This is a genomic window from Arthrobacter sp. FW306-2-2C-D06B (genome assembly GCF_021789175.1).
In the GTDB taxonomy this organism is placed as follows: Bacteria; Actinomycetota; Actinomycetes; order Actinomycetales; family Micrococcaceae; genus Arthrobacter.
Genome location: NZ_CP084560.1, coordinates 490,229 through 516,999 on the forward strand (window position 1 = coordinate 490,229; position 26,771 = coordinate 516,999).

Sequence of the window (26,771 nt, forward strand, 5' to 3'; positions counted from 1 at the left end):
CGCTCGCTTATGTCGGGTTTTGGCTGGTCGCTCGCTCGCTTATGGTGACGAGCGTCGTGCGCGGTGGCGAGTTTGCCGGACAATTCTCGATTCCTCGATGCGAGAATAGGGGAGGCTCCGCGGTTTTGCTGGCGGGTCCACCACCAGTGCTAATACAGCGGGGCGCCGTGCTAACTCCGGCCGCCTGCGCAAACCACTATGAACGGACAAGCGATGACGTCAGCACCAGAATCCCAGACCCTCAGTAAACCCGCGCCCCGCTTCGCATCGATAGGCTCCCCGTACTTCGGCATCATGCTGGCGTGCATGGCCGTCGTGCTGATCCTGTCCAACATCGGCGCTGCGAAAGGCGTCGTCTTCGGTCCGATCATCACCGACGGCGGATTCTTCCTCTTCCCGCTTGCGTACATTCTCGGCGATGTGATGAGCGAGATTTATGGATTCAAAGTTGCCCGCAAAGCGATCATCACCTCGTTCGCACTGTCAGCATTCGCATCGCTCTGCTACTGGATCATCATCGCGCTGCCCGGTTTCAATGACGATTACGGCAACGCCAAGCAGGCTGCCATCGAAGGCGCACTGGGGCCGGTTCCCCAGATCGTCCTTGCTTCACTTCTCGCGTTCCTGGCCGGCCAGACCATCAACTCGCTGATCCTGGTCAGGATGAAAGCCCGTTCGGGAGAGAGAACCCTCTGGGCTCGGCTCATGGGATCGTCCGGGGTGGGCGAATTCGTGGACACGCTCATCTTCTGCAGCATCGCCGCCTCGGTCATTGGCATCACGGACTTCGGAAGCTTCGTCAACTATGTGCTGGTTGGCTTTGTGTACAAGGTCGGTGTCCAGTACATTCTCGTGCCCGTAACGTCCTTGGTCATTGGCTGGATCAAGAAGCGCGAGCCCAGCTACTGGGCCTGAGCGGGCGTTGGCCCGGGAGGAGATATATGTGAGCGGGCGTCGGCCCGGGACGCGATATATGTGAGCGGGCGTCGGCCCGTGAGGCGATATAGGTGAGCCGGCGTTGTCGCGGGGGGCGATATATGTGAGCGGGCGTCGTCGGCTCAGGGGAACCGCAGGGAAGTCCGGTAGTTTCAGAGGATGAAGCTGGGAAACGCCGTGCTCACGGCCGAGAATCTTGTTGCAGGCTATGGCGAGCATGCAGTGTGCGGGCCGCTCGACGTCGAGGTTTTCTCCGGGCAAGTCCTCGGGATGGTGGGCGAAAACGGTGCGGGCAAATCCACCCTGCTCCGCACGATGATTGGCGCGCAGGCCGCTATTGAGGGCGATGCCCACGTTCTTGGCTTGATGCCGGACGACCGCTCGGCCCTCTTTCGCAGCAAGGTTTCGGTGCTGCTGGATGAAGATGCCTACTTCGATTCCCTCACCGTCCGCGAGCACCTTTCCTTGGTGGCCAGGGGGCATGGCCTCGCCGACCCCGATGCTGCCGTGGAGGGAGAGATCGACTTCTTCGAGCTCCAAACGGTGGCCGAAGCGTTTCCCGATCAGCTTTCCTCGGGGCAGCGCCGCAAGCTCCTCCTGGCCTCGGCATTCATCCGCCCCTTCGAACTGCTAGTCCTGGACGAGCCGGAGCAGCGGCTCGATACCCGCATGCGTGGCCTGCTCGCCCAGCGGATCGCCCGGACTGCCAAAAAGAGTGCCGCCGTCGTCATGGTCACCCACGATGCGGACGTCGCCCAGGCGGCGTGTACCCGGGCGGTAATAGTCGACGACGGCGGTGCGCGCGTGGTGAGTACCGACGAGGCCGTGGCGAGGATCCGCCGGTGAGCATGTCCACTGCTGCCGTAGCGCAGCCGGAGTTCGTCGACTTCGACCCCGAGCGTGCCACGCGCAAGGTCATCCGCCCGCGTGGCCAGTCCTTGCTTTCCAGGCTCAACGAGCTCTACATCCAGTTCCTGACCTTCGGCGTCGGCCTGATCTACGCGACGGGCCTCCTCAACGGGCTCACTGCCGCCGCGGAACATGGTTTCGGCGGCCACCTGATTTCGGCCAGCTACGGTGTGGTTCCTGTTGAATACGGTCTCGTGGCCGGATTCGGGCTCTTGGGCCTCGCCGCGTACTGGGTGGCGGGCAGGCTCGGTCCACTGGCCATCACGGCGAATCAGCGGCACTGGTGGTACTCGCTGGCTATCAACCGCGAGCCGCTCCTAGCCCGAGGCTTGCGACGCGCAGTCCTGGCTGCCGCCGTCGTCGGGGCACTCACCACCATCCCCGTAGCGGTCATCAGCGGCTCGAACGCGGTGGTGTTTGCCGGACGGGTCCTGGCAGGGGCACTGACCGGCGCGGCTATTCTCGCGCTGGCCGCGTTCGCCCAGACGCGCTTGGCAGGGCCGGCCGGGAGCCAGAGGTCGGCCAGGCCGCAAGGCCGGGCAACCTCGTGGCTGTTGGCTGCCGCTTCGGCCGCACTCGGAGCAATGCTTTTCGGGACGCTGCAAGGAAACTGGAACTTCGCCGTCGCCCCTGCAGTCGCTTTGATTGCCGCGGCGCTCGGCATGCGAAACAAGCTCTCCAGCGTCCGCACCACATCGCTGCTCAAGGCAGGGTCCGCGAGGGGACATGTCCAGGCTGCGCTCACACTAATGGACACCGGGGAGCTCAGTGCCTCCCTGTCCAGCGGCGGCAAACGGAGCCGGATCAAGCTTCCGGGCACGCCGCGCACCGCAGCGGGCGCGCTCTTCCACGCCGAGGCAACCGTGCTCGCCCGGCAGCCCGGCCGGCTGTGGCGCTGGGGCCTGGGTCTCGCCGTCGTTCCCTTGACCGGGCTGGTCCGGACGTTCGATTCACCCGTCATCCTGCTTCCCGTGCTGCTTGCCGCGGCGATCTTCTCTTCCACCGCGGCGGCCGGGCCGCTTTGGCAGCTGCGCATGGCTCCCAGTCTCGACGCCCTCCTTCCGATCTCCAGGACGGCCTCGCGCTGGGTCCACGTCGCGCTGCCAGTCATGCTGATGGGGTTGTGGACGACGGCGGCTGCCGGATTCTTCGTGCTGGCCGGGGGCTTCCGGGTGGAGCTCCTCGTCCTGGGCGCGGCGGCGAGCGGTGGTTTGGGCGCGGGGATGCTGCGGCGTGCTTTCCGGCAGCAGGAAGACCTGACCAAGCTGGTGTACCTGATGCAGCTGGGACGCAGCGGACCCGCCATGCTGGGAACCCGGATCCGGGGCTACGTTCTGTGCCTCTTCGCCCTGGTCCCTTTGGCTTTGGGCATGCTGTTCAACGCCCCAGAGCTGCTGGTGACGCCCGCCGTCGTGCTCAATGTGGTGCTCCTGGTGATCGGCGTGACGACGGCCGACCGCCCCTGAGGAGGCTCGCCGGCGCGAGCTCGCCGGAACGGTGCCGGATCGCCGGAGAGTTCCGGCGACCTGGGTGCGTTCCGGCGATCTCGACGGCGGGAGGCTAACGACGGCGAGAGGCTAGCGACGGAGGGCGGTCAGTATCCGGTTCTTGAATTCCTGCTCGCGAAAGAGGTGCTTCCACTCCACGCGGACGAAACGCCAGCCGTCCTCGCTAAGGGCCTTCTCCCGGCGCCGCTCCTGGAAAATCACTTCGGCTGTCGGCTTGAAATCGAAGTACTTGACCTCGCCGTCGAATTCCAGAGCGACCTTTGCCTCCCGCCAGGCAAAGTCGAGCCGATGCCGGCCTGCCCGGCTTTGCACCTCAACCTGCGGTTCGGGCATCGGCAACTTCAGCCGGGAGATGAGTTCGCGGCACAAGGTTTCGCCGGCCGACTCGGATCGTGGATCAGCGTTGACCAGGGCCATTCGAAGGTTCCTGACGCCGCGTCGGCCATCCAATGCCTCGGCCATGGCCTGCAAAACCGCGCGATCAGCGCCAAGCCTGAGCGCATGGTCCATGATCACCAGCGCCTGCTTGTAGCTGAGCAGCAAGGCGCAATCCACCACTGTCCGTTCCAAGGACGTGACCCGCAAGTTCCTGATTGTCACAACGTCCGTCTCGTCGAAAGGCCTCGTGTGTCCGTGGACGTCCTTGCCAAGGCGCTCGCTCGACGGCCGGACCCGCAGCAGTATGTGGACGACGTCGTCGACATTCCAGAGGAAGAGGCGGTGCAGCCGCGCCGCCGAAGTGTGGCTATACACGAAGTCTCCCGCCGACGTCGTGAGCGTTCCGTGCGCATGGGCGTAAATCAGTTGCGTGCTTCGGAGCCAAGCGGATTGCTTCTCCCAGAGCGCGGCCCGGATATAGCAGCCGTACCGTAGCCGGACAAGCTTGCCGCTACGCACCAGGAGCTGGATTGCACGGGAATTTAGACCATGTGAGTGGAGTTGATCGGTGCGCCAAAGGTTTCCCTTTTCCGGGAGCGAAGATGGCTGGGAAGGCGTCATTGATCCAGCCTCGCGGGCCGCCGGGACGCACGGAAGCCACCTGGTCGCCTATGTGGAAAACGCGGGGTCGCCGGAACGGTACCGGGTCGCCCGAACGCTCCGGCGAACCGGCACCGTTCCGGCGAGCTCGACGGCGGGAGGGAAGCTACGAGTAGTACCGCCCCAAGGTCTCGGCCTTGAACTGGAAGAAGTCCCCGGATTCGATGGCCAACCGCGCGTCGTCCACCATCTTCACCACGAAACGCTCGTTGTGGATGGAGATGAGCGTGGCCGAGACCATCTCGTGCGCCTTGTACAGGTGATGGATATACGCGCGCGAATAGTTGGCACAGGTGTAGCAATCGCAACCATCCTGCAAGGGTCCGAAATCCGATTTGTAGCGTGCCCCGGAAAGGTTGTACCGACCGGACGGAGTGTAAAAGGCCGAGTTGCGGGCCACCCGGGTGGGGGAGACGCAATCGAACGTGTCGGCGCCGTTCTCGATGGCCGTGAAGATATCGTCCGGCTCGGAGATGCCCAGGAGGTGCCGTGGCTTGTTCTCGGGAAGTTCCTCGTTGCACCAACGCACAATGGTGCCGAGGTTCTCCTTCTCCAAGGCGCCGCCGATGCCGAAACCATCAAAGGGCATCCCGCCCAGGTCACGGCAGGCCTTGCGGCGGAGGTCCTCGTACTGTGCCCCCTGGATGACCCCGAAAAGGGCTTGGTACGGCTTCCCTACCCGGGAGGCCGTCAACCGCTCATGCTCCACCACGCAGCGCTCGGCCCAGCGACGCGTCCGCTCCAAGGATTCCTCTTGATAGCCGCGGGAGTTCTGCAGGGTGGTCAGCTCGTCGAAGGCGAACATGATGTCGGCGCCGATCTGGTGCTGCACCCGCATGGAGATCTCCGGCGAGAAACGGTGCCGGTCCCCGTTCAGGTGCGATTTGAACCAGACGCCGTCCTCGTCCACATGCGCCAGCCGCTCCTTGCCCGGGGCTACCGCGTCGTCAGGCCCGGACGCATCCACGGAGGTCATGTCGATGACCTTCTTGAACCCCGAGCCGAGGCTCATCACCTGGAATCCACCAGAGTCCGTGAACGTTGGCCCGTCCCAGTTCATGAACGCGCCGAGCCCGCCCGCCGCGTCCAGGATCTCCGGCCCCGGCTGGAGGTACAGGTGGTAGGCGTTGGCCAGCAACGCCTGCGCGCCGAGCTCCTTCATGGATTCGGGCAGCACGGCTTTGACCGTGGCTTTGGTCCCGACGGCGATGAACGCGGGCGTCTGGATCTGGCCGTGCGGTGTGGTGATGGTTCCGGTGCGGCCTAGGAACTCCCCGCGCTTGCCGCCGCCGTGGCGGCTGTCGCCGTCGGCGTTCAAAGTTCCCGACGACGGCGGCCGCGTTTCGCTGAGCCGCGCGCCTACCTCGAAGGAGAACGCGGACTGCGGGGCAGTCCCGGGCGCGGAAGGATCGGACTCGGAGCTGGACCCGGAACGAGGCAGGGAGGAATCGGCTGGCACCGTTACAGTCTGCCAGCCCGGGAGCGTGAATCGTCAGTGCGAATGCACCTCTGTGGGGTAGTTCTCAGCCTTCCAGCCGTCCCAGTGCGAGCGGATCGAGTCCAGGCTGGCCGCGCCCAGGTCGTAGGTCGACGCGATCACGATAGTGCCGCCGTCGGGCCTCTTCTCCGGAATCACCGGCTGGTCAGCCACAATCAGCAGCCCATCCCCGTGTTCCGCATAACCGTGCACGGTGAGGCCCACCTGGTGGTTGCTCCGGAACCAGACCTTTCCGGAAATGGCCTCGCCCGTCGGGAGCGTGAGCGAGTATTCCTCCCCGGGAGCCGGGACGTCGGCCAGGCCAAGTTTCTGGATTCCGGAGCCGCTACCGCCGGGCAGGGAGACGAAATGCGTGCGCCGGTGCCCGTGTGGATGGCGTTCCAGGGCGAAGCGGAGCTGGTGCAGGAAGGTCAGCCAACCTTGGGTGATGTCCTCGTCCCACGCGGCCCATTCGGAATCGTGGTCCAAGGCGGCCCGCGTCACGCGGACTTCGGTGCCTCCGCTGACCGGTGTGAGTTCGAAGACGTCTCCGCCGTTCACCGTGAGGCTTGTGTGGTCAGGCCCCTCGACCACTGCGGTGCTGAAGTAGATTTGGTTGATTTCGTCGCCAAGCTCATCGGCCTCCCAGCCGTGCCATTGAGCCACGAGCGACGGTTCGCGCAGCGAAGTCCAAACTTGCTGCGCGTCGGCATTAACAACAACGCTCAGATTGTTCGTCATGGCCCGAATCTACCGCCGTTGGCGCGAACGCGACAGGTCTTGCGGAATCCTCCGATAGCGCCTAAGCCCGCACGGCCTCGAGTTCGTTCGCGATCCGGTGATCGAGTTCCCCGACGCCAAGGGTGTTCGAGCCGCCGTGCGAGCGCAGGAACAGCAGGGTTTCGAGCCGGAGCAGCCGCCATTCACGCTCGGCGTCGCGGTTGCCGTTGTCGATGGAGCGGAAGATTTCCTTGTCGTACAGGTTCGGTTCGTTGAGCCCGCGCTGCCGGACCTTGGCGGCGATCCGGGCCTTGAACGGGTCCGTCTCCACGGTGTCCGGCGCTTGCAGGAGTTGATCGTAGACTTCCCCGCGGTCCGTTTGGCCGAGCTCACGGCAAATGAAGCTGGAAAGGGCGAGGGAACGTTCAACGGACATCCACCGGTCGCGGTTTCCGTCGTAGGGGAGCACGTTGAGAATATCGGCCACCGCGAGGGCATGGTCCGGATCCCGCAGCTCGATGAAAAGATCGTGCGCAAGGTCGCTCAGATCCCGCAGGCAGCTTCCCGACTTCGTATTGATGCCCTTCACGAGGCGTTCACTCAACACCGCGACGCCGTTCCTGCCGGGGTGCGCTTCGGCAGCGGCGGCCACGACGTCCTCGGGCGAGTCTGTCGGTTCCGGGATCAGCGCGAGCTGCTCGGGACTCGGCGCCGTCGGTCCGCTGACAGTCGGTGCCACCGTGGGCAAAGGGGGTACGACGACGGCGGGAACGGCTTCCGCGGGCGAGTCACCGGCGTCGGAGGTACCGGCGTCGGGCGCGTCAGCGGCGTCGGGCTCACTGCCGGCGCCGGTAAGCTGCTCCGCAAGCGTGGCAGGGTCTTCGGCGAGCGTGTCGACGTCGTCGGGCACGACACGTGCTTCACCCACAGGGACGCTGGACCCGATCGCGATCCGTACTTTTCCGCCGTCGAGCGTGGTCACCAGGACGAGCGCGGGCACGCCGAAATCGTCGTGTTCGAGCTCGATGTGCGCGATTTCCTCCGAGGGACCATCCCCAGGGAGGAACAAGTGGTCCCCGATTTGCAGGGCCCCAGCTTGCTTTTCACGGTACTGCTGGTCGGCCGGGCTGTGAGTCATCGGAAGTCCTTTGGTTCTCTTGGGGTCCGCCCAACAGTCTATAAAACCCACCCAGCAAATCGGGGAGGTGGCTACTGCCAGCCGCTACTGTCCGACGCCGGCAAAAGCCAAGGCCTGGCGTACCAGATTGCCGCGGCCGCCGCTGAACTCCTGCTGGACGTCGTCGCTGAGGATTTCCTGCGGAGTCATCCACGTGAGCTCGAGGGCGTCCTGGCGCGGTTCGCACTCGCCGGTCACCGGGATGACATAGACGAGGGACACTGCGTGCTGGCGGTCGTCCGTGAAGCCGGTCTGCGACGGCGCCGGGAAGTATTCGGCCACCGTGAACGGCACGGGACTGACGGGCAGCTGCGGGAAGGCCAGCGGCCCGAGATCCTTTTCCATGTGCCGCAAGAGCGCGGCGCGGATGGTTTCGCGGTACAGCACGCGGCCGGACACGAAGGATCGGACCATGGTGCCGTCGGCGTCGCCCTGAAGGAGGGTACCAACCTCGTTGACGAATCCGAGTGGATCCAGACGCACGGGAACCGCCTCCACGTAAACCATGGGGAGGCGGCCGCGGGCTTCGAAGAGGTCTTCATCGGAAAGCCAGCCGGAGTAGGGGTCAGGGGTACGAACACTCATGGTTAAGTTCTACCCCATCCGATCCCGTTCCATGCCGTGCGAATCCGAGAGCCAGGATTGCGTCGAGCGCAAAACCAGGAACCCTCGCTCACTTATGTGGCCAAATCGGGCGACGCTCGCTCATGTATATGGCCAAAATCGGGATCCCTTCTGCAGATGATCTGAGCGAGGGTGGGGGGAAAGACCGATATAGGTGAGCGGGCGTTCGGCTATGCAGGGCCGGCCACAGCAAGCGTCCCGCCGCGCGGGGCCTGGATCGTGAGAAGCGAGCTGGTCCGGGCGGGAGCGAGTCCGGCGGCTGCGAGCCGGGCCTCCAGAGCTGCGAGGTCGCCGTCGTACTCGAAAGAGAGGCCTCCCGCAGCCGGCTCCGAAGATTCCCGCACCAGCAGGATGCCGCCGTTTTTCGTGCTGAAATCCGCGAACGTCGCGGAAGCATGCCGCGGCCGCGCGCCGATGTTGCGCAACCCCTGCGCGGCCCCGGGCACATCGGGCGTGAGCCAGGTCCCGACGACGGCGAGCGCCGGATCCGCTTCCGGGCTGGTGGTGCGGCTGCTCGCTTTGTCGGCGAGGAACGTGAAGCCGTCCCGGGCGGTAATGCGCACGGCCTGGCCGTGATCGGCGTCGAACAGTTCGGCGCGGGTTCCGTCCGCAACGGTGCGCCGGGCGAACTCGGCCAAATCCCCGACCTCGACGCCGAACACGGTAGTGCCGTCGTCGGGCGAGCCCGCGGAAGCACGGTGCAAGGCCACCCGGCCCGAGCCGGCGTCGAACTCCACCCAATCGCCGTCGTCTTTCACGCACACGAGGCCTAGCGCTACAAGAAGGTGCTTCCAAGCGGCGACGTCGGACGTGAACTGGATGGGGCGGACGCGCAGCATGGATCCTCCGGGACGCGAATCAGGGCAAAGGTGCTTTCGCCTCAGCCTAGCTGGCACCAGAATGGGGCCATGGCTGTTGAACTTGAAGAACTGATCGTCAAAGACGCTGCCGAATGGCGTTCCTGGCTCGAAAAGAACGGGGCCGATAGCCCTGGCGTGTGGCTCGTGCTGCACAAGAAGGGCGGCAACGTGACGGAACTCGATTACGCCGCTGCCTTGGATGAGGCCCTTTGTTTCGGTTGGATCGACGGCCAAGGCAGAAGGCGCGACGACGAAAGCGTCTTCCAGCGTATGACCCGTCGCGGCCCCAAAAGCCCATGGTCCAAACGGAACGTGGGGCATATTGCCCGTTTGGAGGCTGAAGGCAAGATGACCCCGGCCGGATGGGCCGCCGTCGACAGTGCCAAGGCGGACGGGCGTTGGGAATCTGCCTACGTGGGCCAAGCGGACGCGGAAGTTCCGGAGGACCTCGCAGCCGCCATCGCCGCAGTTCCCGAGGCCCAAGCGATGTTCGATGTGCTGACGTCGGTCAACCGCTATTCCCTGATCTACCGCACCAACTCAGTGAAGAAGGCGGAAACGCGGGCCAGGAAGATTGCTGGTTTTGTCGAGATGCTGGCGCGGCAGGAGACTCCGTATCCGCAGAAGAAAAAGCCGGCGCCTGTGGGGGAGTAGCCTTACTCGGGCTTCTCGGCGGACAGCGCGACGATCCAGCCTGGAGTGTCTTCGCCGAGTCGCCGGTCCAGCACGACCCTGGCCTTTGCTGCCGCGATCTGGACCTTGCGGTCTTCAGCGCTCACCGAGGCGGGACGCTGCGAGGGGGCGAGCGCGCGGGTTTCGGATGCTGTGGCGGCTGCAAGGAGCTCATCCTCAGTCCCGACTTTGAGGAGCGCCAGTTCCTCCCGCGACGCGAGTTCGCTGTGGCCCAGGATCTCGATGGCCTTCTGGCCCATTTCGGCCTCGGAGCGGCTGCGGGACAGGGACGCATCCAGCGCCCACTGTGCACGGCGCCACCACTCGGACCTGTTATCCGCCCGCGCCTTCTGCCGCAGGGACAGGAGGCCAACGATCGCGGCAACGATCGCCGCGACAAGGACAGCGAGCGGGCCGAGCGCGCCAAGGATCTGCCACCATTCCGCCGGCGCAGCGACCACGGTGACAGGCAACGGACTCGGGGACGGGTTCACAGCTCCAGACTAGGCCCCGGCACTGACAATTTCCGGACGCGCGCGGCGGCTTCGAGCACCATCCACGCCTGCAGTTGCGTGGAGAGTTCGACGGCGGTGCCCGGCGGGTACGTTTCGGCGGCCGGACGCTGTGGTTCCGTCGAGAAGATGAGCCAGTCGTCGTCGTAGGTTCCGGACGTCCCGTGGGCAGCGTCGGTGCGCACAGTCCGCCCCGCCCAGACCGCCTCCGCTGTCTCGAGCACTAATTGGCCGGCGGTAGCGCGGGTGGGCGCGGGCAAGCGAACGTCCGCGGCGGCGAGGGCCAGGTAACGGACGAGGATTCCAGTGAAGAGTCCGCCGTCGCCGGTGCCTTCGCCGCGAAGAACGAGTTTTTCAGGTCCACAGAGGGTCAGATGTTCGGCCACCGAGCCCACCAAGGCGGCAGCGCGGGCCAGGTTCACATCCCCACCCAACTCCAACAAGGCGCCGAGGACAGGACCCTGGTTGTAGGTGTAGACCTCTTCCGCGAGGACGAGCTTGCCCTCCTTGATCCAAGCGCCGTCGAGGTACAGGCCGCGGGTGGGTTCGAAGAGCGTGGCATCGAGCCAATCCAGGAGCCGTTGGGCCTGCTCCGGCTTGCCGGTCCGGGCGAAGTGCAGGGCCACCGGCGCTGTGGCCGGGGCGTTCTTGAAATCGCGTGTGGTGCTCCAGAAGGTGCCGCCACCCATGTGTTCAGTGGAAGCCGATTCGAACTGCGGAGAGAGGTTTTCCTGCAACCGGGCGTTGCGTCGGCGGCTGGGCTGGTGCGCCTTTTCGGCTAGGGCGTCCAAGCGCAGGACGGCGAGGGCGAGCCATGCCATGTCGTCGTAGTAGCTGTTCACGTAGCGAAGGAAATTGCGCAAGCGGATGGTGGTGACCAGGCGTGAAGCGAGCCGGCCCGCGCTCGGGCGATCACCGCCGTCGAACCTTGATCCCGAGGCCAGTTCGCGCAACCCGGCGTCCACGAGGCAATCGACGTAGTGCGCCTGCCACCAGTAGTTCCACGGCTGACCCGGAAAACGCGTGGACGGCCGGACCGACGCCGCAAGGTGTGTTCCGGGAAGGAAAAGGAGGCGCCGACCGAAATGCCGGGTCACCGAACGCGCGGCGTGGTCGGCTCGCGCGGCCCAATCCGGTGTTCCGGGGGTGCCCTGCGGGGTGTCGGGGGCGGACATGGTGACAGCCTAACGCTGCGCGCTTGGCCGCAGGCCCCTCCCCAGTGCACAATCAAAGTGATTCAGTTAACATTCATTAACGGATTTTGGTTCTGCATCAAGGAGGATGGATGGACATCAAGGGCGCAGTTGCGTTGATAACCGGCGGGGCTTCGGGACTGGGGGCCGCGACAGCAAGGCGATTGCTCGACGCCGGAGCATCGGTAGTGCTGCTTGACCTCCACTCCTCTCCCGGCGAGTCCCTGGCTGCCGAACTCAATGCCTCGGGAGCCGACGGCCGGGCCGTATTCGTCCCTGCCGACGTCACCAACGAGGAGCAAGTGCAGGCCGCCGTCGACGCCGCCGTCGCGCTGGGTCCGCTCCGGATCCTGGTCAACTGCGCCGGCGTAGCAACCCCGGGCAAGGTGCTCGGCAAGGACGGCGTGCTGCCGCTCGAGAACTTCAACAGGGTCATCCAGATCAACCTCGTGGGTACATTCAACGTGATCCGCCTGGCTGCCGCCGCGATGGCCCGGAACGAACCTGCGTCCACCAAACTCGGTGGTGAGGAACGCGGCGTCATCATCAACACGGCCTCCGTGGCGGCTTTCGACGGCCAGATCGGGCAGCCTGCGTATGCCGCGTCCAAGGGAGCCGTGGCCGCGATGACGTTGCCCCTGGCCCGTGAATTTGCCCGCTCGCTGGTGCGGGTCATGGCCATCGCGCCGGGCATCTTCGAAACCCCGATGCTCGCCGGCTTGCCCCAGGACGCGCAGCTCTCCCTGGGCCAGCAGGTACCCCACCCCGCACGTCTTGGCCGCCCCGCCGAGTACGCCAACCTCGTGGCGCACATCGTGGAAAACGCCATGCTCAACGGCGAAACCATCCGCCTCGACGGCGCCATCCGGATGGCACCGAAGTGAGCCAGGCGCACAAGCTGGCAGCCGCCGTCGAACACTCGACTGGTTCCCTGCCTTCCCTGCCTGGGGCGGATTTTTTCGATTTCGAATCGCTGCTCAGCGTGCAGGAGCAGCGCAAGCTCAATGAGCTCCGGGAATTCCTTGCCGCGGAAATCGCGCCCTATGCCAAGGACTGGTGGGACAAGGCTGAGTTCCCGGTGCACATCCTGCCCAAGCTCGCCGCGCTTCGCCTGAGCACCCCCACGCACCGCGGCTACAGCAACCTGTTCGCCGGGTTGGTGATCGCGGAAATGACCCGGGTCGACACCTCTATTGCCACGTTCTTCATGGTCCACCACGACCTCTTCATCGAGGCGCTCTACGAGTTCGGTTCCAAGGACCAGCAGGACCGCTACCTGGACGACGCCTCCAACCTCCGGACCACCGGGGCGTTTGCGCTCACGGAACCGGACCACGGTTCCGACGTGGCCGGCGGCCTGCAGACGGTGGCTCGCCGGGTCACCGGGGGAGCCGACGACGGCGGCGACTACTGGGTGCTGAACGGCGCCAAGCGCTGGATCGGCAACGGGACGTTCTGCGACCACATGCTGGTCTGGGCCCGGGACGAAGCTGACGGAGCCGTCCGAGGCTTCATCGTGGACGCCACCCTGCCCGGCGTGACGCGCACCAAGATCGAGAACAAGATCGCCTTGCGAACCGTGCAAAACGCCGACATTGTCCTCAACGATGTCCGGATTGCCGAGGCGGATCGCTTTTCCGGGATCAACAGTTTCGCCGACACCAACCACCTTCTGCGAGGGTCCAGGCTCATGGTGGCCTGGCAGGCCGTAGGGCAGCAGTTGGCGGCATTCGACGTCGCCCGGAAGTACGCCCTCGAACGCCAGCAGTTCGGCCGCCCGCTGGCGAAGTTCCAACTCATCCAGCAGCAACTAGTGGACATGCTCGGAAATGCCGTGGCCAGCATGGGCATGATGGTGCGGATAGCCCAGCTGCAGGAGGACATCTACACGGACAGCAAGGGAGTGCGGCACGGCGGAGCCCAAATGGCTCAGGTGGCACTGGCCAAGGCCTACTGCAGCGCCCGGATGCGCGAGACCGTGGCGATGGGCCGGTCCATCCTGGGCGGGAACGGCATCGTGACCGACTACCGCATGGCCAAGATCTTTGCCGATGCTGAGGCTATCTACACCTACGAAGGATCGTTCGAGATCAACTCGCTCATCGTGGGCCGGGCCGTGACAGGGGTTTCCGCAATCGTTTGACGCGTTTTGGCCTTAACTCCCGGACAATTGGTCCTCCAGATTGAAGATTTCCGTGAGTTGGACGAAGCCTTGGTCCGGCGCCCGTGCGTCGTCTTCGAACAGGAGCGCCATTTCCGCCTGCCAACGGGCATTCACGTCGGTCAAGGCCATTCGGGCGCGTGCAGCGTCGAAATCGTCGCATTCCACGTATCCCACCAGCAGCCCGTCGTCGGCCAGGAACAACGAATAATTGTTCCAGCCGGCCGCCTTGAGTTCACGGAGCATCTCCGGCCACACGGCCGCGTGCCGGCGCCGATACTCGGGAATCTGGCTGGGCGTGACCGAGGATCGGAAGCAAACGCGCATGTGGATTCTCCTCTTCTGTGAATCGTTTCATTAATGGGCCGCGATTCGCCGCAAATCGCTTCGGTTAGCGGGCACCGCTCCGGAGCTGACGGTACTCCTCGGGGGCAACCGGCGTCGCATTCGCCGTGCCCAGCTGATTGAGCGGGATACGGTACGTTTCACGGGCCGACCAGGCGGCTACGGCGCCGATGACACAGATTCCGAAGCAGATGGACCCGATGATGAGCGGGACATTCGCCGATCCCGGCGGGGCGATTGCCGTGAAGATGCTCGGAAGGAACGCGGTGATGACGAGGCCGATGTTCTGCGAGATGGCGAATCCCGTAACGCGGGTGCGGGCGGGGAAGAGCTCCTGGAAGAAGCTGGCGAAGGTTGCATTCCAGACCTGGTACAGCGTGCCCCACATGATGATCGAGAGGACGATCGTGAGCAGTACGTTGTTCTGGCCCACCGCGTACAGGTAGGCGTAGGCCAGCACGCCGGAGCTCAACGAGCCGAAGATCATCAACGGCCGGCGGCCGAACCGATCCGACAGATCTCCGAACAAGGGGATAAGGGCGAGTGCGACGACGTTGGCCAAGACCGGGATCCAGAGGTAGACAGTAGTACTCATCCCGACGCCGTAACCCGGCTGGGTGGCGTACGCCGCACCGAAGACCGCGACGGTGACGCCGACGACGTTGACCAAGGTCATGCAGATTGCCCGGACCACGTCCAGGCCGCTTTCCCGCAGAACGCGGACGATCGGCATTTTCGGGATCTCCTGGTGCGCCTTTTCCTCAGTAAAGATGGGTGTCTCTTCGACCCGGCGGCGGATCATGTACCCGGCGAACACCACGAGGGCGCTGAGGAGGAACGGAATGCGCCAGCCCCAGGATTTAAACGCTTCATTGGAGAGTATGGCGGAGAGCGGGAGGAAGACAGCCGCGGCAATGATCTGCCCGGCCTGGGTGCCTTGGAGCGCAAAGCTTGCGTAGAAGCCGCGGCGACCGAAGGGCGCGTGCTCCACGATCATGGCGCTGGCGCCGCTCAGCTCGCCAGCCACCGCGAAGCCCTGGATGAGCCGGACGGCAACCAGAAGGACGGGCGCCAGGAGGCCGACCTGGCCATAAGTCGGCAACAAAGCTACGGCGAAGGTCGATACGCCCATCATCACCATGGCAAGGACCAGGACGTTCTTCCGGCCGTGCTTGTCGCCCCATTGTCCGAGGACGAAGGCACCAATCGGGCGAGCCACATAGCCCACGGCGTATGTGCCGAGCGAAGCGATCAGTGCAACGGTCGGGTTTCCAGCGGGGAAGAAGACGCCTGGGAAGACGAGCGCCGCGGCCTGCGCGTAGATGAACCAGTCGTAGTACTCAAGGGCGCTGCCGATCCAGCCGCTGGCTGCCGCTTTCCTCGTGGTGCTGGACGGTCGCGGTCCGGTTGAACTTCGCTGCCTGCTCGCGTCGATCTTCATAATGTCCTCCTTTGGACAAGTCGTTTTGGGCCACTGGAAGGGCCTTCCCGTCTTTGGGTCTGGTTTCCAGTAGGAGGGCGGCGCCTCGCAAGAATCGGTCTGAATTTCCGCTTGGTATGCGCTTTCCCAACTGGTAAGCGCTTTCCATGAGACACCCGCGCGGCCCGGCTGTCAAGGGGAAATTGTTGTGCCGGTCACACTGGCGGACTCTCGGCCCGGCGTGATCGGGTCATCGATGGAGCCGCCCCGAACCCGGGAGCTAGGGCGAACCCGTGCTCCTGCGGAGGGTGACGCTCCCGACGACGGCGGCCGCACCGCCGTCGTCGTTGGAAAGGGTTGCCATAGTTGCAAGCCGTCCGATTTCTTCCAGCGGCAGGCTCACGGTGGAAAGTGCTGGCCGGAAGTCCCGGAGCCATTCGATGTCGTCGAACCCTGCGAGACTTGCGTCGTGGGGAACCCTGAGCCCCTGGTCCCTCAACGCGGCGGCCACGCCGATAGCCATGACATCGTTCGTGCCGAAAATGCACAAGCGTTGATCGGGCGCCGATCGGTCGGACGCCTTGATCCGCCAGGCCAGTTCAATGCCGGCGTCGAACCCGCCGTTCCGGTTGAACGCGACGTGCACAATATCCGCGGCGGGCTGGCGGGCGTCGGACAAGCCTCGTTGGAATCCCATGACGCGCTCATCCGAAGTGGTCAGCCCCTCCGGCCCGGCCACAATGACGAACGGGCCTTTGTGGGTACGCGCCAATTCCCGCGCCAGATCCCGCGCAAGTTGCTCGTTAGGGACGGTGATGGTGCGGTAGCTGTCCGTTTCGGCGACGCCCAGAATCGCCTGCCCGACGACGCCCACGCGCCCGCCGTTGCGGCAGTAGCGGTCCAATTCGGCGGCCAGGTCGGTGTTCGCGCGGGCGTCCTCGGAACGTGTTGAGCGCGATCCTGCGATGACGATCGACTCGGCCCGCCGTGCGGCGAAGGCGGCGACAGCTTCCTTCTCCTCGGCGGGTGTGCCGTTGGTTGTGGCGAGGAGCACCATCCGGCGTTCTTGCCGCGCCGCGGCCTGGACGCCTTGCGCTATGGCGGAAAAATACGGGTCGGCGATGTCATGCACGATCAGGCCAATGAGTCCCGTGCTCGATTTCGCCAGGGCCTGGGCCTGGGCATTCGCGATGTAGCCGAGGGTGTCGGCCGCCTGCCGGACGCGCTCGGCGATCTCCGGTGCCGGCGTCCTGGCAGAGCCATTGAGCACCCGGGAGGCCGTGGCGGGGGAGACGCCGGCCAGTTTGGCCACTTCGGACAGCGTGCTTGCAGTCACGGACAACTCCTCTTCAAAAGCCTCAGTCTCGGCACTTTCAGCAACATCCGATTATTGCAGTCCTAACCAGCCCCGGGAAAGCGATTGCCAGACCCGGAGCCTCGTGTCATCATGAATGAAGTGGGAATGCGCTTTCCCACCTTATAACTTTCCACCTAAGAAGGACTCATGGGCACCGAATCTGTTACAGCAACAAAGTCCATAAGAATCGCCATGAACGGCATCACCGGCCGGATGGGCTACCGCCAGCACCTGCTGCGTTCCATCCTCCCCATCCGGGACGCCGGGGGCTTCACCTTGGCCGACGGCACCCGCGTCCAGGTTGAACCGATCCTGGTGGGCCGCAACGAGGCGAAAATCCGCGAACTCGCCGAACTCCACAAAGTCTCCGAGTGGTCCACCGACCTCGACGCAGTCATCAACGACCCCACGGTGGACGTCGTTTTCGACGCGTCGATGACCAGCCTCCGCGCGGCGACCCTGAAAAAGGCAATGCGCGCCGGGAAACACATTTTCACCGAGAAGCCGACGGCCGAGACGCTGGAAGAAGCCATCGAACTGGCCCGGATCGGCAAGGAATCCGGCGTTACGGCCGGCGTGGTGCACGACAAGCTCTACCTGCCGGGCCTGGTCAAGCTGCGCCGCCTCGTGGATGAGGGTTTCTTCGGCCGCATCCTCTCCATCCGCGGCGAGTTCGGCTACTGGGTGTTCGAAGGCGACGTCCAGGCAGCGCAGCGCCCGTCCTGGAACTACCGCAAGGAAGACGGCGGCGGAATGACAACGGACATGTTCTGCCACTGGAACTACGTCCTGGAAGGCATCATCGGCAAGGTCAAGAGCGTCAACGCGAAGACCGCCACCCACATCCCGACCCGCTGGGACGAACAGGGCAAGGAATACAGGGCCACGGCCGACGACGCGTCCTACGGCATCTTCGAGCTCGAAACCCCGGACGGAGACGACGTCGTCGGCCAGATCAACTCCTCCTGGGCCGTCCGCGTCTACCGCGACGAACTCGTGGAGTTCCAGATCGACGGCACGCACGGTTCCGCCGTCGCCGGCTTGAACAAGTGCGTTGCGCAGCAGCGCGCCCACACGCCCAAGCCCGTGTGGAACCCGGATCTGCCCGTCACCGAGTCCTTCCGCGGCCAGTGGCAGGAAGTCCCCGCCAACGCTGATCTGGACAACGGCTTCAAGCTGCAGTGGGAAGAATTCCTGCGCGACGTGGTCGCCGGGAGCGGGCACCGCTTCGGCCTCCTTTCCGCAGCCCGCGGCGTGCAGCTCGCCGAGCTCGGCCTGCAGTCCAACGACGAGCGCCGCACCATCGATATCCCGGAGATTGTGCTCTGATGACTTCCCTTCTCCTCCCAAACCCCGATGGCGGGACCCGCCTCTACAACTTGCAGCCGGCCACGTCGTGGGCCAGGCCGACCGCGCCGTTGACCTCCCGGCGCGCCTACGCCGCGGCGCACGTGATCCCCGAAGCGACCGCGGACAACACCCCGGGCGCCCCGGCGCACTTGGACTGGGACGCCACGATGGCGTACCGGCACGAGCTGTGGTCCTACGGCCTGGGCGTTGCCGATGCCATGGACACGGCCCAGCGCGGCATGGGCCTGGACTGGGCCGCCACGCAGCAGCTCATCAAGCGAACCGGCGTCGAAGCGGCCTCCGTGGTGGCGTCAGGCAACGCCGCCACCGCCGGCAAGACCGTTCAGGACCTCGTGTCCTGCGGCGCCGGAACCGACCAGCTGGACCTCGGCTCTGTTCCCGAGGGTCCCGCCGGCATCAAAGCCGTGCTGGACGCGTACCGCGAGCAGATCGCCGTCGTGAGCGAAGCCGGACCGAAGGTCATCATCATGGCTTCCCGGGCACTGGCTAAAGCGGCAACCAGCCCGGAGGACTACCTGCACGTCTACTCCACGCTCCTCAGCGAAGTGGACCAGCCCGTCATCCTGCACTGGCTCGGGACCATGTTCGACCCCGCGCTGGCCGGCTATTGGGGCTCGGACGACGTCGCCGAGGCAACGGAAACCTTCCTTGGCCTCATCCGCGATCATTCGGACAAAGTGGACGGAGTGAAGGTCTCGCTGCTCGACGCTTCGCATGAAGTTGCGCTGCGCGCAGCCCTGCCGGACGGCGTCCGCCTCTACACCGGAGACGATTTCAACTACCCCGAACTGATCGACGGCGACGGCGCCCGCCACTCGGACGCACTGCTGGGCATCTTCGCCGCGATCTACCCGGCCGCCTCGGTGGCGCTGCAGAAATACGACGCCGGCGACGCCGCGGACGCGCGCGCCATCCTGGACTCCACCCGCGAACTGGGCAAACACATCTTCAGCGCCCCGACGTTCTACTACAAGACCGGGATCGCCTTCATGTCGTGGCTCAATGGCAAGCAGCCCGGATTCCAGATGGTCGGCGGCCTGCACTCCGGCCGTTCGGTGGTCCACCTGGCCCGCACCTTCGAACTCGCCGACCAGGCCGGGCTCCTGCGCGATCCCGCGCTGGCCGCCTTCCGGATGTCCGACTACCTCCGCATCAACGGAGTGGGCGCATGAGCGACTTTTCACGGTTGTCGGACTTTTCGCGATTGTCACTCAACAGCGCCACCACCAAGAAATGGACCCTGGCTCAGGCAGTGGACGGTTGCGTCCGGGCCGGAGTTCCGGCGATCGGACCGTGGCGGGACATCGTTGCCGACACCGGCCTGGAGAAGGCCGCCAAGCTGATCAAGGACGCCGGACTTCGCGTCTCGTCCCTCTGCCGGGGCGGCTTCCTCACTGCGGCCGACGCCGATGGGCAGGCGGCTGCGCTGGCAGACAACCGGGCGGCCATCCTAGAAGCCGTGGCCCTGGACACGAAGGAGTTGTTCCTGGTGGTCGGGGGCCTAGCGCCCGGGGAGAAGGACGTCGTGGCGGCCCGCCAGCGCGTGGCCGATCGCCTTGAGGACCTGGTGCCCTTCGCCGTCGAGCACGGCGTCCGCCTGGTCCTTGAGCCGTTGCACCCGATGTACGCAGCGGACCGGGCACTCATCTCGACCTTGGGCCAGGCACTCGACCTCGCCGCACCGTACGACCCGCGGGCTGTCGGCGTCGCCGTCGACACCTTCCACGTCTGGTGGGATCCGGAACTGAAGCAGCAGATCCAGCGGGCCGGCCGGGAAAACCGGATCGCCTCCTACCAGGCGTGCGATTTCAACCTCCCCATCGCCGCCGACGCCCTGCTCTCCCGCGGCATGATGGGCGACGGCGTGATCGACTTCGCGACGATCGGCACCTGGGTGCGCGACGCCGGTTATACAGGCGACATCGAAGTGGAAATCTTCAACCAGGACATCTGGGACGCCGACGGCGATTCGGTCCTGGAAACCATGAAGCAGCGCTACGCGGAACTCGTGCTGCCGTACGCCTAGACACCGAACACAAGAAAGGCGGGGACCCGGTTTGAACTGAACTGAGCCCCCGCCTTTCTGCGCGCCTATCCTCCGGCGGAATCCCGGCTGGCCGCAAGCTCGGCGACCTCGGCCGGAGACAGCTTGGCGTCGACGATCCACACGGTGAGGGTGCGGACCAAGGAGTCGCCTGCGGCAAGCTCAACCGGCCGCTCCCAGGCGAGGGCCGAGCCCACCGCGGGGTAGTCCGCCATCCGGACGAACCAGGGGTCCTGCGCCTCGTCCGGAGCTGCGAACACCAGAGTGGCGGGGCCTTCAGGAAAGTCCGCCGTCCAGGCCAGCCACGGCGACGCCGAGCCGTGGACTGCGGGTTCACCGCGACCTTCCAGCGTGAAGACTTCTGCCGCGGTGCACGCAGGCAGGCGCCAGAAGAAGCCGCCGTAGCCGCTTCCGGGGGCGCCGTTGGAACCGGGGCCGCCCAGCGAGGAGTCGACGACGGCGGTCAGTTCCGTTCGTAGCTCGAGTTGCCACGTGCGGCGGTCAACCAGCCGGGAGCCGGTGGTGCGGCGTTCGCGGAGCAGCTCAGTACTGTCCGGTGCCTGCCAGCTCAGTTCCTGCTCCAACAGGCCTGCCCCGGACAGTGCGGACCGTTCGATGATGCGGCCGTGGTCTTGCCGTTCTTCGTAACGGCCGGCAGAGTGCGTGTACGTCTTGCCGCCCCAGAAATTGCTGCGGTTCACGTCCTGCAACGCGAATCCCGCGCCGAGGTGCCAGGGATGGTCCGCCGGGAGATGGTCGGTGACCTTGACCCCGGCGAGCGTTCGGACCGGGTGCAGATAGGGCCTCGGGGAGAGCCGCGCGGCAAGGCCTTCGCCGCTCTGCAGGGTTGCCAAGACGACCGTGGCCTGGTCGGTTTCAATCGCAGAGGCGCCCGGCAGATCGCTGGCGTCCGGCTCACCGCCGCCGCCCGGCAGGCCGCCGTCGGGCAGGCTCAAAACCGGCCTTCCGGCGTCGACGGCTGGCCGCGCCCACGGCAAGCCGAGTTCGCTGAAGGTGGCGTGCGCCGCCGTCGAGCGTTCCAGGGCGTCTTCGATTCCATTGATCACGGCACGGGCGGCGTCGCCTTCGCCCTCCCACGTGACGTACTCTTCCGGGATCAGTGCGGGAGATTCCGCGGTGCGGATCGCCTCCAGGACCTGCATGAAGGCGCCGCTGTCCGTGAGGGGACTGAGCAGCGGCGCCACGGGGCCCGGCGTCGAGCGACGATGCTCCAGCAAGTCCTCGGTGAGGTCCACACGGCTGTACACGGTTTCGCGCGTCCCGGCGGCAGAGCTGACGGTGAGGCGGTCTTCGGTGTAGTGGAACACCGCCGTGCCATCGCTGCCCTGCAAGGTGATGTACGGTTCCGCGGATTCGGCGGCGCACAGGGTGAGCGCACATGTGATGGGTAGGCCCGCGGCGGTGCGGATCCGGATCACGGAGGTGTCGTCGGATTCGATGTCATTGGCGCGGTACAGGTCTGTTTCCACAGCGGCAAGATCGTCCACCGTCCGCGCCCCCGCGATCCTCAGGGCGGTGGCGATGGCGTGTGCCAGCGGGTTGGTGGCAACGCCGTCCACGACGTCGATGCCGTCCAGGCTGCGTTTGCCCGCCCAGCGGGAGCGCTTGTAATAGGCGCGGTCGCGCACCCAACGCCCGGAGGCCGAGATGCCCAGAAGCGTGCCGATCTCTCCAGCCGCGAGCAGCTCCTCAATGGCCAGCAAGGCCCGGGATCCGAGGCTCTGGAAGCCGACCTGGACGCTCCTGCCGGCCGCAGTGGAGGCTTCCTGCAAACGATTGAAGTCGGCGAGGGAAGCGACCGGAGGCTTCTCGAGGTAAAGGTCTGCGTGGGGGAGCGTTGCGAGGGCGAGCTGCGCGTGCGTCTGGATGGGTGTGGCCACAATAACCAGGTCCAGTGCGGGGGTTCCAGCCAGGAGTTCGTCCAGGTTGCTGAATACAGCAGTTCCCGGCGGGAGTGCGCCTGGGGCAGGCGGATTCGGATCCGCTACGGCAACGAGACGTACGACGCCGTTGGCCTGAAGCCTTTCGAGGTTCTGCAAGTGGTGCGCGCCGAAACCGTGGACCCCCACAAGGGCCACCCGGCTTGCTTCATGGCTGGGCTGTTTGCGTTCTGCCGGGACGGGCGTGGACAGGGTGCCCATGGCTCTCCTCATCTATCCCCGTGGCGGGGTTGCTGACGTCGGTGTCGTTCCAGGAGCGCTTGGTAAGCGCTTTCCAAGAAGAGTGTACCGTGCCTTATGGGAGATGTAACGCCCTTTGGTTTCAGGCGATCCGGCCGGCCGGCAGTTTCTCCCCGGCCTCGACCGCCACGTCGATCGAATTTCCCGCCACGGGCATGGGGCACGTCCCGTACGGGGTGAAGGCGCTGGGGTAGTTGATGGCGCGGTTGAAGTCGAGCACAACTGAGCCATCGTGCCGGGGGCGCGAGACGGACAGCTTGCGCCATTCGTCCGTGGTGTTGCCGTTCGTTTCGTCGTGGAAAGTGACAGTCAGTGCTCCGAGCTTCTCTTCCTCGGCGTGCAGACGGATCTCGTGGGGAAGGCCCGGCGCCCGGAAAACCACCTCGCCTACGGATCGGTGCACCCCGTCCACCAAGGGGTTGGCTGTCCCGATCGGAACATCCACCGGTTCGGGGTATTCCTCGAAGCGGCCTTCAAGCACCCAGTCCGGATTGTATTCATAGGTGGGAACGGCGTCGAACTCCGTCAACACTGGCGAGGAGTTGTCCCGGGTGCGGATGGCGTACTTGTCCGCGCGCGTGGCCAGCTCGACCACCACCTCTGTGCCATCCGCGCCGCCGAACTGCACCCACATGAGCGATTCCTCGTCCTGGAGGGTGGCCGAAATCGTGCCGTCCACAGGAGCTCCCGTTTCCACGAGCGTGAGCCCATCGGCCGCGCTCGCGGTGAGTGTCGCCGTCGTGCCGTCCGTTGACCAGAGCCCCGGGACGAGCTCGACGGCGGCGGGTGCCGATTCGAGCCACTGGAAGGAAGTGAGGGTCAGCCAGCCGTGGTCCGCTGCGAGGGCGGCGTTGCGGCCGTTGCGGAAACGCTGCCAACGTTCCAGCTGGGCGTTGCTTGCGGGGGCTGTTGCGCTCATGGTTCCTCCAGCGGCTTGGGGGGTCTGTCGTTGCCTTAACCATGCACCTCCCGCCGCCATTCCCGTAACCCAACTGACTCGCAGTTGTTGTCGTTATGGGGGCTGAAAACGACATCTACTGCGAGCTAGTTGGGCGGCCAGGCAACCGGGGGAGGCGGCCAGGGCGGACGCCGCGACAACATTTGAGACGGATTGCCGGCCGCGTATGGGCTGCGGGTAGGATTCCTTTGGAAATATCAGTAATCCGGCTCACAGTATCCAGCGCAGTGTACGGGCCACACCCAACGCCAGAAGGTATTTTTCATGGTTGACACTGCACATCTCAGCACCGACCTTGCCGCGGAATTGCGGGCCGATGTCCGCCGCGTCTCCACGCTTCTCGGAGAGTCGTTGGTCCGCCAGCACGGGCCCGAGTTGCTTCAGCTCGTCGAGCAGGTGCGCCTGCTCACCAAGGAATCCAAGGAAGCCGCCCGCGGAGGCGCCGACGCCACAGGTCCGTGGAGCGCGCACGACGTCGTCGCCCAGGTCCGGGAGTTGCTCGCCTCATTGCCCCTTGAGGAAGCCACTGAGCTGGTCCGCGCCTTCGCGTTCTATTTCCACCTCGCCAACGCCGCCGAGCAAGTGCACCGCGTCCGCGGACTGCGCACCCGCCAGGAAAAGGACGGCTGGCTCGCCAAAGCCGTGGCCGAGATCGCCGACGAGGCCGGAACAAAGGCCCTGCAGGACGTCGTCAATGAACTGGACGTCCGTCCTATTTTCACCGCGCACCCCACCGAAGCCTCCCGCCGTTCGGTGCTCGACAAGATCCGCAAGCTGTCGGACGTCCTGGCCGAATCCACTGTTGAGAGTACGGCCGCCCGTCGTCGACAAGACCGCCAGCTCGCCGAGATCATCGATCAGATGTGGCAGACCGACGAACTGCGCCAAGTCCGCCCCACTCCCGTGGACGAGGCCCGCAACGCCATCTATTACCTGAGCAGCATCCTGACCGATGCCATGCCGGAAATGCTCACGGACCTTTCCGAGCTGCTGGGGGAGCACGGCGTGGTGCTGCCGGCGCACAACGCCCCCATCCGCTTCGGCTCCTGGATTGGCGGAGACCGCGACGGCAACCCGAACGTCACCGCCTCCGTCACCCGCGAAATCCTGCAGCTCCAGAACCAGCATGCCGTGCGGATCAGCATCTCGATGATCGACGAACTGATCTCCGTCCTCTCCAACTCGACGGCCCTCGTGGACGCGGAAGAGGACCTCGTGGACTCGATCGCCGTCGACCTCAAGAACCTGCCCGGCCTCGACAAGCGCATCCTGGAGCTGAACGCGCAGGAGCCCTACCGCCTCAAACTGACCTGCATCAAGGCCAAGCTGATCAACACCGGCCGCCGCGTGTCCGCATCCAGCCATCACGAACCCGGCCGTGACTACGCCTCCACCTCGGAACTTCTCGCAGAGCTCGAGCTGCTGGAAGCCTCGCTGCGGAAGCACTCGGCCGTCCTCGTGGCCGATGGCGCGCTGGCCCGGGTCCGCCGCGCGATCGCTTCGTTCGGGCTGCACTTGGCGACCCTCGACATCCGTGAACATGCCGACTACCACCACGACGCCGTCGGGCAGCTCATGGACCGGATCGGCGTCGGGACTCCCTACGGCAAGTTGAGCCGCGCCGAGCGCTTCGAGCGGCTGAGCGCGGAGCTGGCTTCGCGCCGCCCGCTGTCCGGCCACCCGATCAAGCTCGACGGCGACGGCGACCGCACGTACGACGTCTTCCGCAGCATCCGGCACGCCCTCCAGACGTATGGGCCCGACGTCGTCGAAACGTACATCATCTCCATGACGCGCGGCGCGGACGATGTCCTGGCCGCCGCGGTGCTGGCCCGCGAAGCCGGACTGATCGACCTGTTCGGCGCTGCTCCGTATGCCAAGATCGGCTTCGCCCCGCTTCTGGAAACCGTCGAGGAACTGCGTGCTTCGGCCGAAATCGTGGACCTGCTGCTCTCCGACCCGTCGTACCGTTCCCTGGTAAGGCTGCGCGGGGATGTCCAGGAGATCATGCTGGGATACTCGGACTCCAACAAGGAATCCGGCGTCATGACGAGCCAGTGGGAGATCCACAAGACCCAGCGCAAGCTGCGCGACGTCGCCGCAAAGCACGGTGTGAACGTCCGCTTGTTCCATGGCCGCGGCGGCTCCGTGGGCCGTGGCGGCGGACCGACCTACGACGCCATCATGGCCCAGCCGAACGGCGTGCTGGAAGGCGCTATCAAGTTCACCGAGCAAGGCGAAGTCATCTCGGACAAGTACTCCCTGCCGGAGCTCGCCCGCGAAAACCTGGAGCTCTCCCTGGCCGCCGTGATGCAGGGTTCCGCGCTGCACCGCACCCCGCGCACGTCCGACGACGAGCGCGAACGCTATGGCCACGTCATGGAAATCATTTCCGACGCCGCGTTTGCTGAGTACCGCTCGCTGATCGACGATCCGGACTTGCCCGCGTACTTCCTGGCCTCTACGCCGGTGGAGCAGCTCGGATCCCTGAACATCGGATCGCGGCCCTCCAAGCGCCCCGATTCCGGAGCCGGACTGGGCGGGCTGCGGGCCATCCCGTGGGTGTTCGGTTGGACGCAATCACGGCAGATCGTTCCGGGTTGGTTCGGCGTTGGCTCAGGCCTGAAGGCCGCCCGCGAGGCGGGCAACACCGCCGAGCTCGCGGAGATGATGAAGCGCTGGCACTTCTTCCAGTCCGTGATTTCCAACGTCGAGATGACCCTCGCCAAGACGGACATGGACATCGCCGGGCACTACGTGTCTTCGCTCGTTCCGGAAGAGCTGCACCACCTGTTCAAGGCCATCCGCACTGAGTACGACCTCACGGTTGCCGAAGTTGAACTCCTGAGCGGGGAAACCGAGCTCCTCGAAGCCCAGCCGACGCTCAAGCGTTCCCTCGAAATCCGCGACCAATACCTCGACCCCATCAGCTACCTGCAGGTTGAGTTGCTGCGCCGCGTCCGCGAAGCCTCCATTTCCGGTGCCGAGATCGACGAACGCCTCCAACGGGCCATGCTCATCACCGTCAACGGCGTGGCCGCCGGCCTCCGCAACACGGGATAGCCGGTTCCTTTCCCTTCCGACGCCCGCTCACCTATATGGGTCTTTCCCCCGACGCCCGCTCACATCATGTGAGCCGGCGTGCGGCTGGGAGGGCTTGTTTGTGAGCGGGCGTCTCCTGGGTCAGACGCTCGCTCACTTATGTGGGTGTTTTTGGAAACGCTCGCTCACTTGTGTCGGCGTCGGCCGGAACGCTCGTGCACATCTGAACGCTCATAGGTGAGCGGG

The 26,771-nt window shown here is 65.4% G+C and carries 23 protein-coding genes; 10 read left to right on the plus strand and 13 right to left on the minus strand.

Annotated elements, in window-relative coordinates:
• Positions 1–213: 213 nt before the first annotated feature.
• The 3 genes from LFT47_RS02500 (at position 214) to LFT47_RS02510 (ending at position 3,311) form a co-directional block, all read left to right on the plus strand.
• Complete coding sequence (locus tag LFT47_RS02500; protein WP_236814863.1) at positions 214–915, plus strand: queuosine precursor transporter; 702 nt, start codon at positions 214–216, stop codon at positions 913–915.
• Between the two features lie 180 nt (positions 916–1,095).
• Positions 1,096–1,782 (plus strand): ABC transporter ATP-binding protein, encoded by a 687-nt coding sequence (locus tag LFT47_RS02505; RefSeq protein ID WP_236814865.1) that lies wholly within the window; start codon positions 1,096–1,098, stop codon positions 1,780–1,782.
• Between the two features lie 2 nt (positions 1,783–1,784).
• Positions 1,785–3,311, plus strand: a complete 1,527-nt coding sequence (locus tag LFT47_RS02510) for a DUF6297 family protein (protein WP_236818269.1) — start codon at positions 1,785–1,787, stop codon at positions 3,309–3,311.
• A gap of 111 nt (positions 3,312–3,422) precedes the next feature.
• Here the strand turns inward: LFT47_RS02510 and LFT47_RS02515 are convergent, their stop codons facing one another.
• From LFT47_RS02515 to LFT47_RS02540, 6 genes are all read right to left on the minus strand, one after another.
• Entirely contained in the window at positions 3,423–4,352 is a 930-nt protein-coding gene (locus LFT47_RS02515; RefSeq protein ID WP_236814872.1) for a hypothetical protein, read from the minus strand.
• A 145-nt stretch (positions 4,353–4,497) separates the two neighbouring features.
• Positions 4,498–5,832, minus strand: a complete 1,335-nt coding sequence (gene tgt, locus LFT47_RS02520; RefSeq protein ID WP_236818277.1) for a tRNA guanosine(34) transglycosylase Tgt — start codon at positions 5,830–5,832, stop codon at positions 4,498–4,500.
• A gap of 51 nt (positions 5,833–5,883) precedes the next feature.
• On the minus strand, positions 5,884–6,609 hold the full coding sequence (locus tag LFT47_RS02525) for an SRPBCC domain-containing protein (RefSeq protein ID WP_236814874.1): 726 nt from the start codon (positions 6,607–6,609) through the stop codon (positions 5,884–5,886).
• 61 nt (positions 6,610–6,670) lie between these two features.
• Complete coding sequence (locus LFT47_RS02530; protein ID WP_236814877.1) at positions 6,671–7,726, minus strand: DUF6707 family protein; 1,056 nt, start codon at positions 7,724–7,726, stop codon at positions 6,671–6,673.
• A gap of 84 nt (positions 7,727–7,810) precedes the next feature.
• Entirely contained in the window at positions 7,811–8,350 is a 540-nt protein-coding gene (locus LFT47_RS02535) for an NUDIX hydrolase family protein (protein ID WP_059388553.1), read from the minus strand.
• 209 nt (positions 8,351–8,559) lie between these two features.
• The gene (locus tag LFT47_RS02540) at positions 8,560–9,228 is read right to left on the minus strand and encodes a VOC family protein (RefSeq protein ID WP_236814879.1); all 669 of its coding nucleotides are present in this window, start codon (positions 9,226–9,228) and stop codon (positions 8,560–8,562) included.
• 69 nt (positions 9,229–9,297) lie between these two features.
• Between LFT47_RS02540 and LFT47_RS02545 the strand changes: the two genes are divergently transcribed.
• Positions 9,298–9,903 (plus strand): YdeI/OmpD-associated family protein, encoded by a 606-nt coding sequence (locus tag LFT47_RS02545; RefSeq protein WP_236814881.1) that lies wholly within the window; start codon positions 9,298–9,300, stop codon positions 9,901–9,903.
• Positions 9,904–9,905: 2 nt separating this feature from the next.
• Here LFT47_RS02545 and LFT47_RS02550 read toward each other — a convergent pair whose 3' ends face one another.
• Entirely contained in the window at positions 9,906–10,415 is a 510-nt protein-coding gene (locus LFT47_RS02550) for a hypothetical protein (protein WP_236814882.1), read from the minus strand.
• Positions 10,412–11,608, minus strand: a complete 1,197-nt coding sequence (locus tag LFT47_RS02555) for a glycoside hydrolase family 76 protein (RefSeq protein ID WP_236814884.1) — start codon at positions 11,606–11,608, stop codon at positions 10,412–10,414. Before LFT47_RS02555 ends, LFT47_RS02550 begins: the two co-directional genes overlap by 4 nt.
• 110 nt (positions 11,609–11,718) lie before the next feature.
• Between LFT47_RS02555 and LFT47_RS02560 the strand changes: the two genes are divergently transcribed.
• On the plus strand, positions 11,719–12,510 hold the full coding sequence (locus LFT47_RS02560) for an SDR family NAD(P)-dependent oxidoreductase (RefSeq protein ID WP_236814891.1): 792 nt from the start codon (positions 11,719–11,721) through the stop codon (positions 12,508–12,510).
• A complete protein-coding gene (locus LFT47_RS02565) occupies positions 12,507–13,769 on the plus strand; it encodes an acyl-CoA dehydrogenase family protein (protein ID WP_236814893.1) in 1,263 nt (420 codons plus the stop codon). The genes LFT47_RS02560 and LFT47_RS02565 overlap by 4 nt, the downstream gene beginning before the upstream one ends.
• A 12-nt stretch (positions 13,770–13,781) precedes the next feature.
• Here LFT47_RS02565 and LFT47_RS02570 read toward each other — a convergent pair whose 3' ends face one another.
• The 3 genes from LFT47_RS02570 to LFT47_RS02580 all read right to left on the minus strand — a co-directional run bounded on the left by LFT47_RS02570 (position 13,782) and on the right by LFT47_RS02580 (position 16,888).
• On the minus strand, positions 13,782–14,114 hold the full coding sequence (locus LFT47_RS02570) for an L-rhamnose mutarotase (protein ID WP_236814895.1): 333 nt from the start codon (positions 14,112–14,114) through the stop codon (positions 13,782–13,784).
• 64 nt (positions 14,115–14,178) lie between these two features.
• On the minus strand, positions 14,179–15,573 hold the full coding sequence (locus LFT47_RS02575; RefSeq protein ID WP_236814897.1) for an MFS transporter: 1,395 nt from the start codon (positions 15,571–15,573) through the stop codon (positions 14,179–14,181).
• A gap of 259 nt (positions 15,574–15,832) precedes the next feature.
• Positions 15,833–16,888, minus strand: a complete 1,056-nt coding sequence (locus LFT47_RS02580) for a LacI family DNA-binding transcriptional regulator (RefSeq protein ID WP_236814899.1) — start codon at positions 16,886–16,888, stop codon at positions 15,833–15,835.
• A gap of 168 nt (positions 16,889–17,056) precedes the next feature.
• Here LFT47_RS02580 and LFT47_RS02585 point away from each other — a divergent pair, with 168 nt between their 5' ends.
• Genes LFT47_RS02585 through LFT47_RS02595 form a run of 3 tightly spaced genes read left to right on the plus strand, consistent with a single transcriptional unit; the run spans position 17,057 to position 20,306 of the window.
• Complete coding sequence (locus LFT47_RS02585; protein ID WP_236814901.1) at positions 17,057–18,238, plus strand: Gfo/Idh/MocA family protein; 1,182 nt, start codon at positions 17,057–17,059, stop codon at positions 18,236–18,238.
• A complete protein-coding gene (locus LFT47_RS02590; protein ID WP_236814903.1) occupies positions 18,238–19,452 on the plus strand; it encodes a dihydrodipicolinate synthase family protein in 1,215 nt (404 codons plus the stop codon). Before LFT47_RS02585 ends, LFT47_RS02590 begins: the two co-directional genes overlap by 1 nt.
• 14 nt (positions 19,453–19,466) lie before the next feature.
• The gene (locus LFT47_RS02595; protein WP_236818280.1) at positions 19,467–20,306 is read left to right on the plus strand and encodes a sugar phosphate isomerase/epimerase family protein; all 840 of its coding nucleotides are present in this window, start codon (positions 19,467–19,469) and stop codon (positions 20,304–20,306) included.
• Between the two features lie 65 nt (positions 20,307–20,371).
• On the opposite strand, the gene LFT47_RS02600 is transcribed toward LFT47_RS02595, so the two are convergent.
• On the minus strand, positions 20,372–22,486 hold the full coding sequence (locus LFT47_RS02600; protein ID WP_236814905.1) for a DUF6807 family protein: 2,115 nt from the start codon (positions 22,484–22,486) through the stop codon (positions 20,372–20,374).
• A 121-nt stretch (positions 22,487–22,607) separates the two neighbouring features.
• Positions 22,608–23,444 (minus strand): DUF1684 domain-containing protein, encoded by an 837-nt coding sequence (locus LFT47_RS02605; RefSeq protein ID WP_236814912.1) that lies wholly within the window; start codon positions 23,442–23,444, stop codon positions 22,608–22,610.
• 303 nt (positions 23,445–23,747) lie between these two features.
• Between LFT47_RS02605 and ppc the strand changes: the two genes are divergently transcribed.
• The gene (ppc, locus tag LFT47_RS02610) at positions 23,748–26,546 is read left to right on the plus strand and encodes a phosphoenolpyruvate carboxylase (RefSeq protein ID WP_236814914.1); all 2,799 of its coding nucleotides are present in this window, start codon (positions 23,748–23,750) and stop codon (positions 26,544–26,546) included.
• Positions 26,547–26,771: the final 225 nt, after the last annotated feature.

Bases quoted from the DNA above. Each gene is read 5' to 3' on its own strand.
- LFT47_RS02535 (WP_059388553.1), bottom strand. From the start codon at position 8,350: ATGAGTGTTCGTACCCCTGACCCCTACTCCGGCTGGCTTTCCGATGAA.
- LFT47_RS02590 (WP_236814903.1), top strand. From the start codon at position 18,238: ATGACTTCCCTTCTCCTCCCAAACCCCGATGGCGGGACCCGCCTCTAC.
- LFT47_RS02500 (WP_236814863.1), top strand. From the start codon at position 214: ATGACGTCAGCACCAGAATCCCAGACCCTCAGTAAACCCGCGCCCCGC.
- LFT47_RS02515 (WP_236814872.1), bottom strand. From the start codon at position 4,352: ATGACGCCTTCCCAGCCATCTTCGCTCCCGGAAAAGGGAAACCTTTGG.
- LFT47_RS02545 (WP_236814881.1), top strand. From the start codon at position 9,298: ATGGCTGTTGAACTTGAAGAACTGATCGTCAAAGACGCTGCCGAATGG.
- ppc (WP_236814914.1), top strand. From the start codon at position 23,748: ATGGTTGACACTGCACATCTCAGCACCGACCTTGCCGCGGAATTGCGG.
- LFT47_RS02570 (WP_236814895.1), bottom strand. From the start codon at position 14,114: ATGCGCGTTTGCTTCCGATCCTCGGTCACGCCCAGCCAGATTCCCGAG.
- LFT47_RS02525 (WP_236814874.1), bottom strand. From the start codon at position 6,609: ATGACGAACAATCTGAGCGTTGTTGTTAATGCCGACGCGCAGCAAGTT.
- LFT47_RS02510 (WP_236818269.1), top strand. From the start codon at position 1,785: ATGTCCACTGCTGCCGTAGCGCAGCCGGAGTTCGTCGACTTCGACCCC.
- LFT47_RS02575 (WP_236814897.1), bottom strand. From the start codon at position 15,573: ATGAAGATCGACGCGAGCAGGCAGCGAAGTTCAACCGGACCGCGACCG.
- LFT47_RS02600 (WP_236814905.1), bottom strand. From the start codon at position 22,486: ATGGGCACCCTGTCCACGCCCGTCCCGGCAGAACGCAAACAGCCCAGC.
- LFT47_RS02530 (WP_236814877.1), bottom strand. From the start codon at position 7,726: ATGACTCACAGCCCGGCCGACCAGCAGTACCGTGAAAAGCAAGCTGGG.
- LFT47_RS02555 (WP_236814884.1), bottom strand. From the start codon at position 11,608: ATGTCCGCCCCCGACACCCCGCAGGGCACCCCCGGAACACCGGATTGG.
- LFT47_RS02605 (WP_236814912.1), bottom strand. From the start codon at position 23,444: ATGAGCGCAACAGCCCCCGCAAGCAACGCCCAGCTGGAACGTTGGCAG.
- LFT47_RS02585 (WP_236814901.1), top strand. From the start codon at position 17,057: ATGGGCACCGAATCTGTTACAGCAACAAAGTCCATAAGAATCGCCATG.
- LFT47_RS02505 (WP_236814865.1), top strand. From the start codon at position 1,096: ATGAAGCTGGGAAACGCCGTGCTCACGGCCGAGAATCTTGTTGCAGGC.
- LFT47_RS02560 (WP_236814891.1), top strand. From the start codon at position 11,719: ATGGACATCAAGGGCGCAGTTGCGTTGATAACCGGCGGGGCTTCGGGA.
- LFT47_RS02540 (WP_236814879.1), bottom strand. From the start codon at position 9,228: ATGCTGCGCGTCCGCCCCATCCAGTTCACGTCCGACGTCGCCGCTTGG.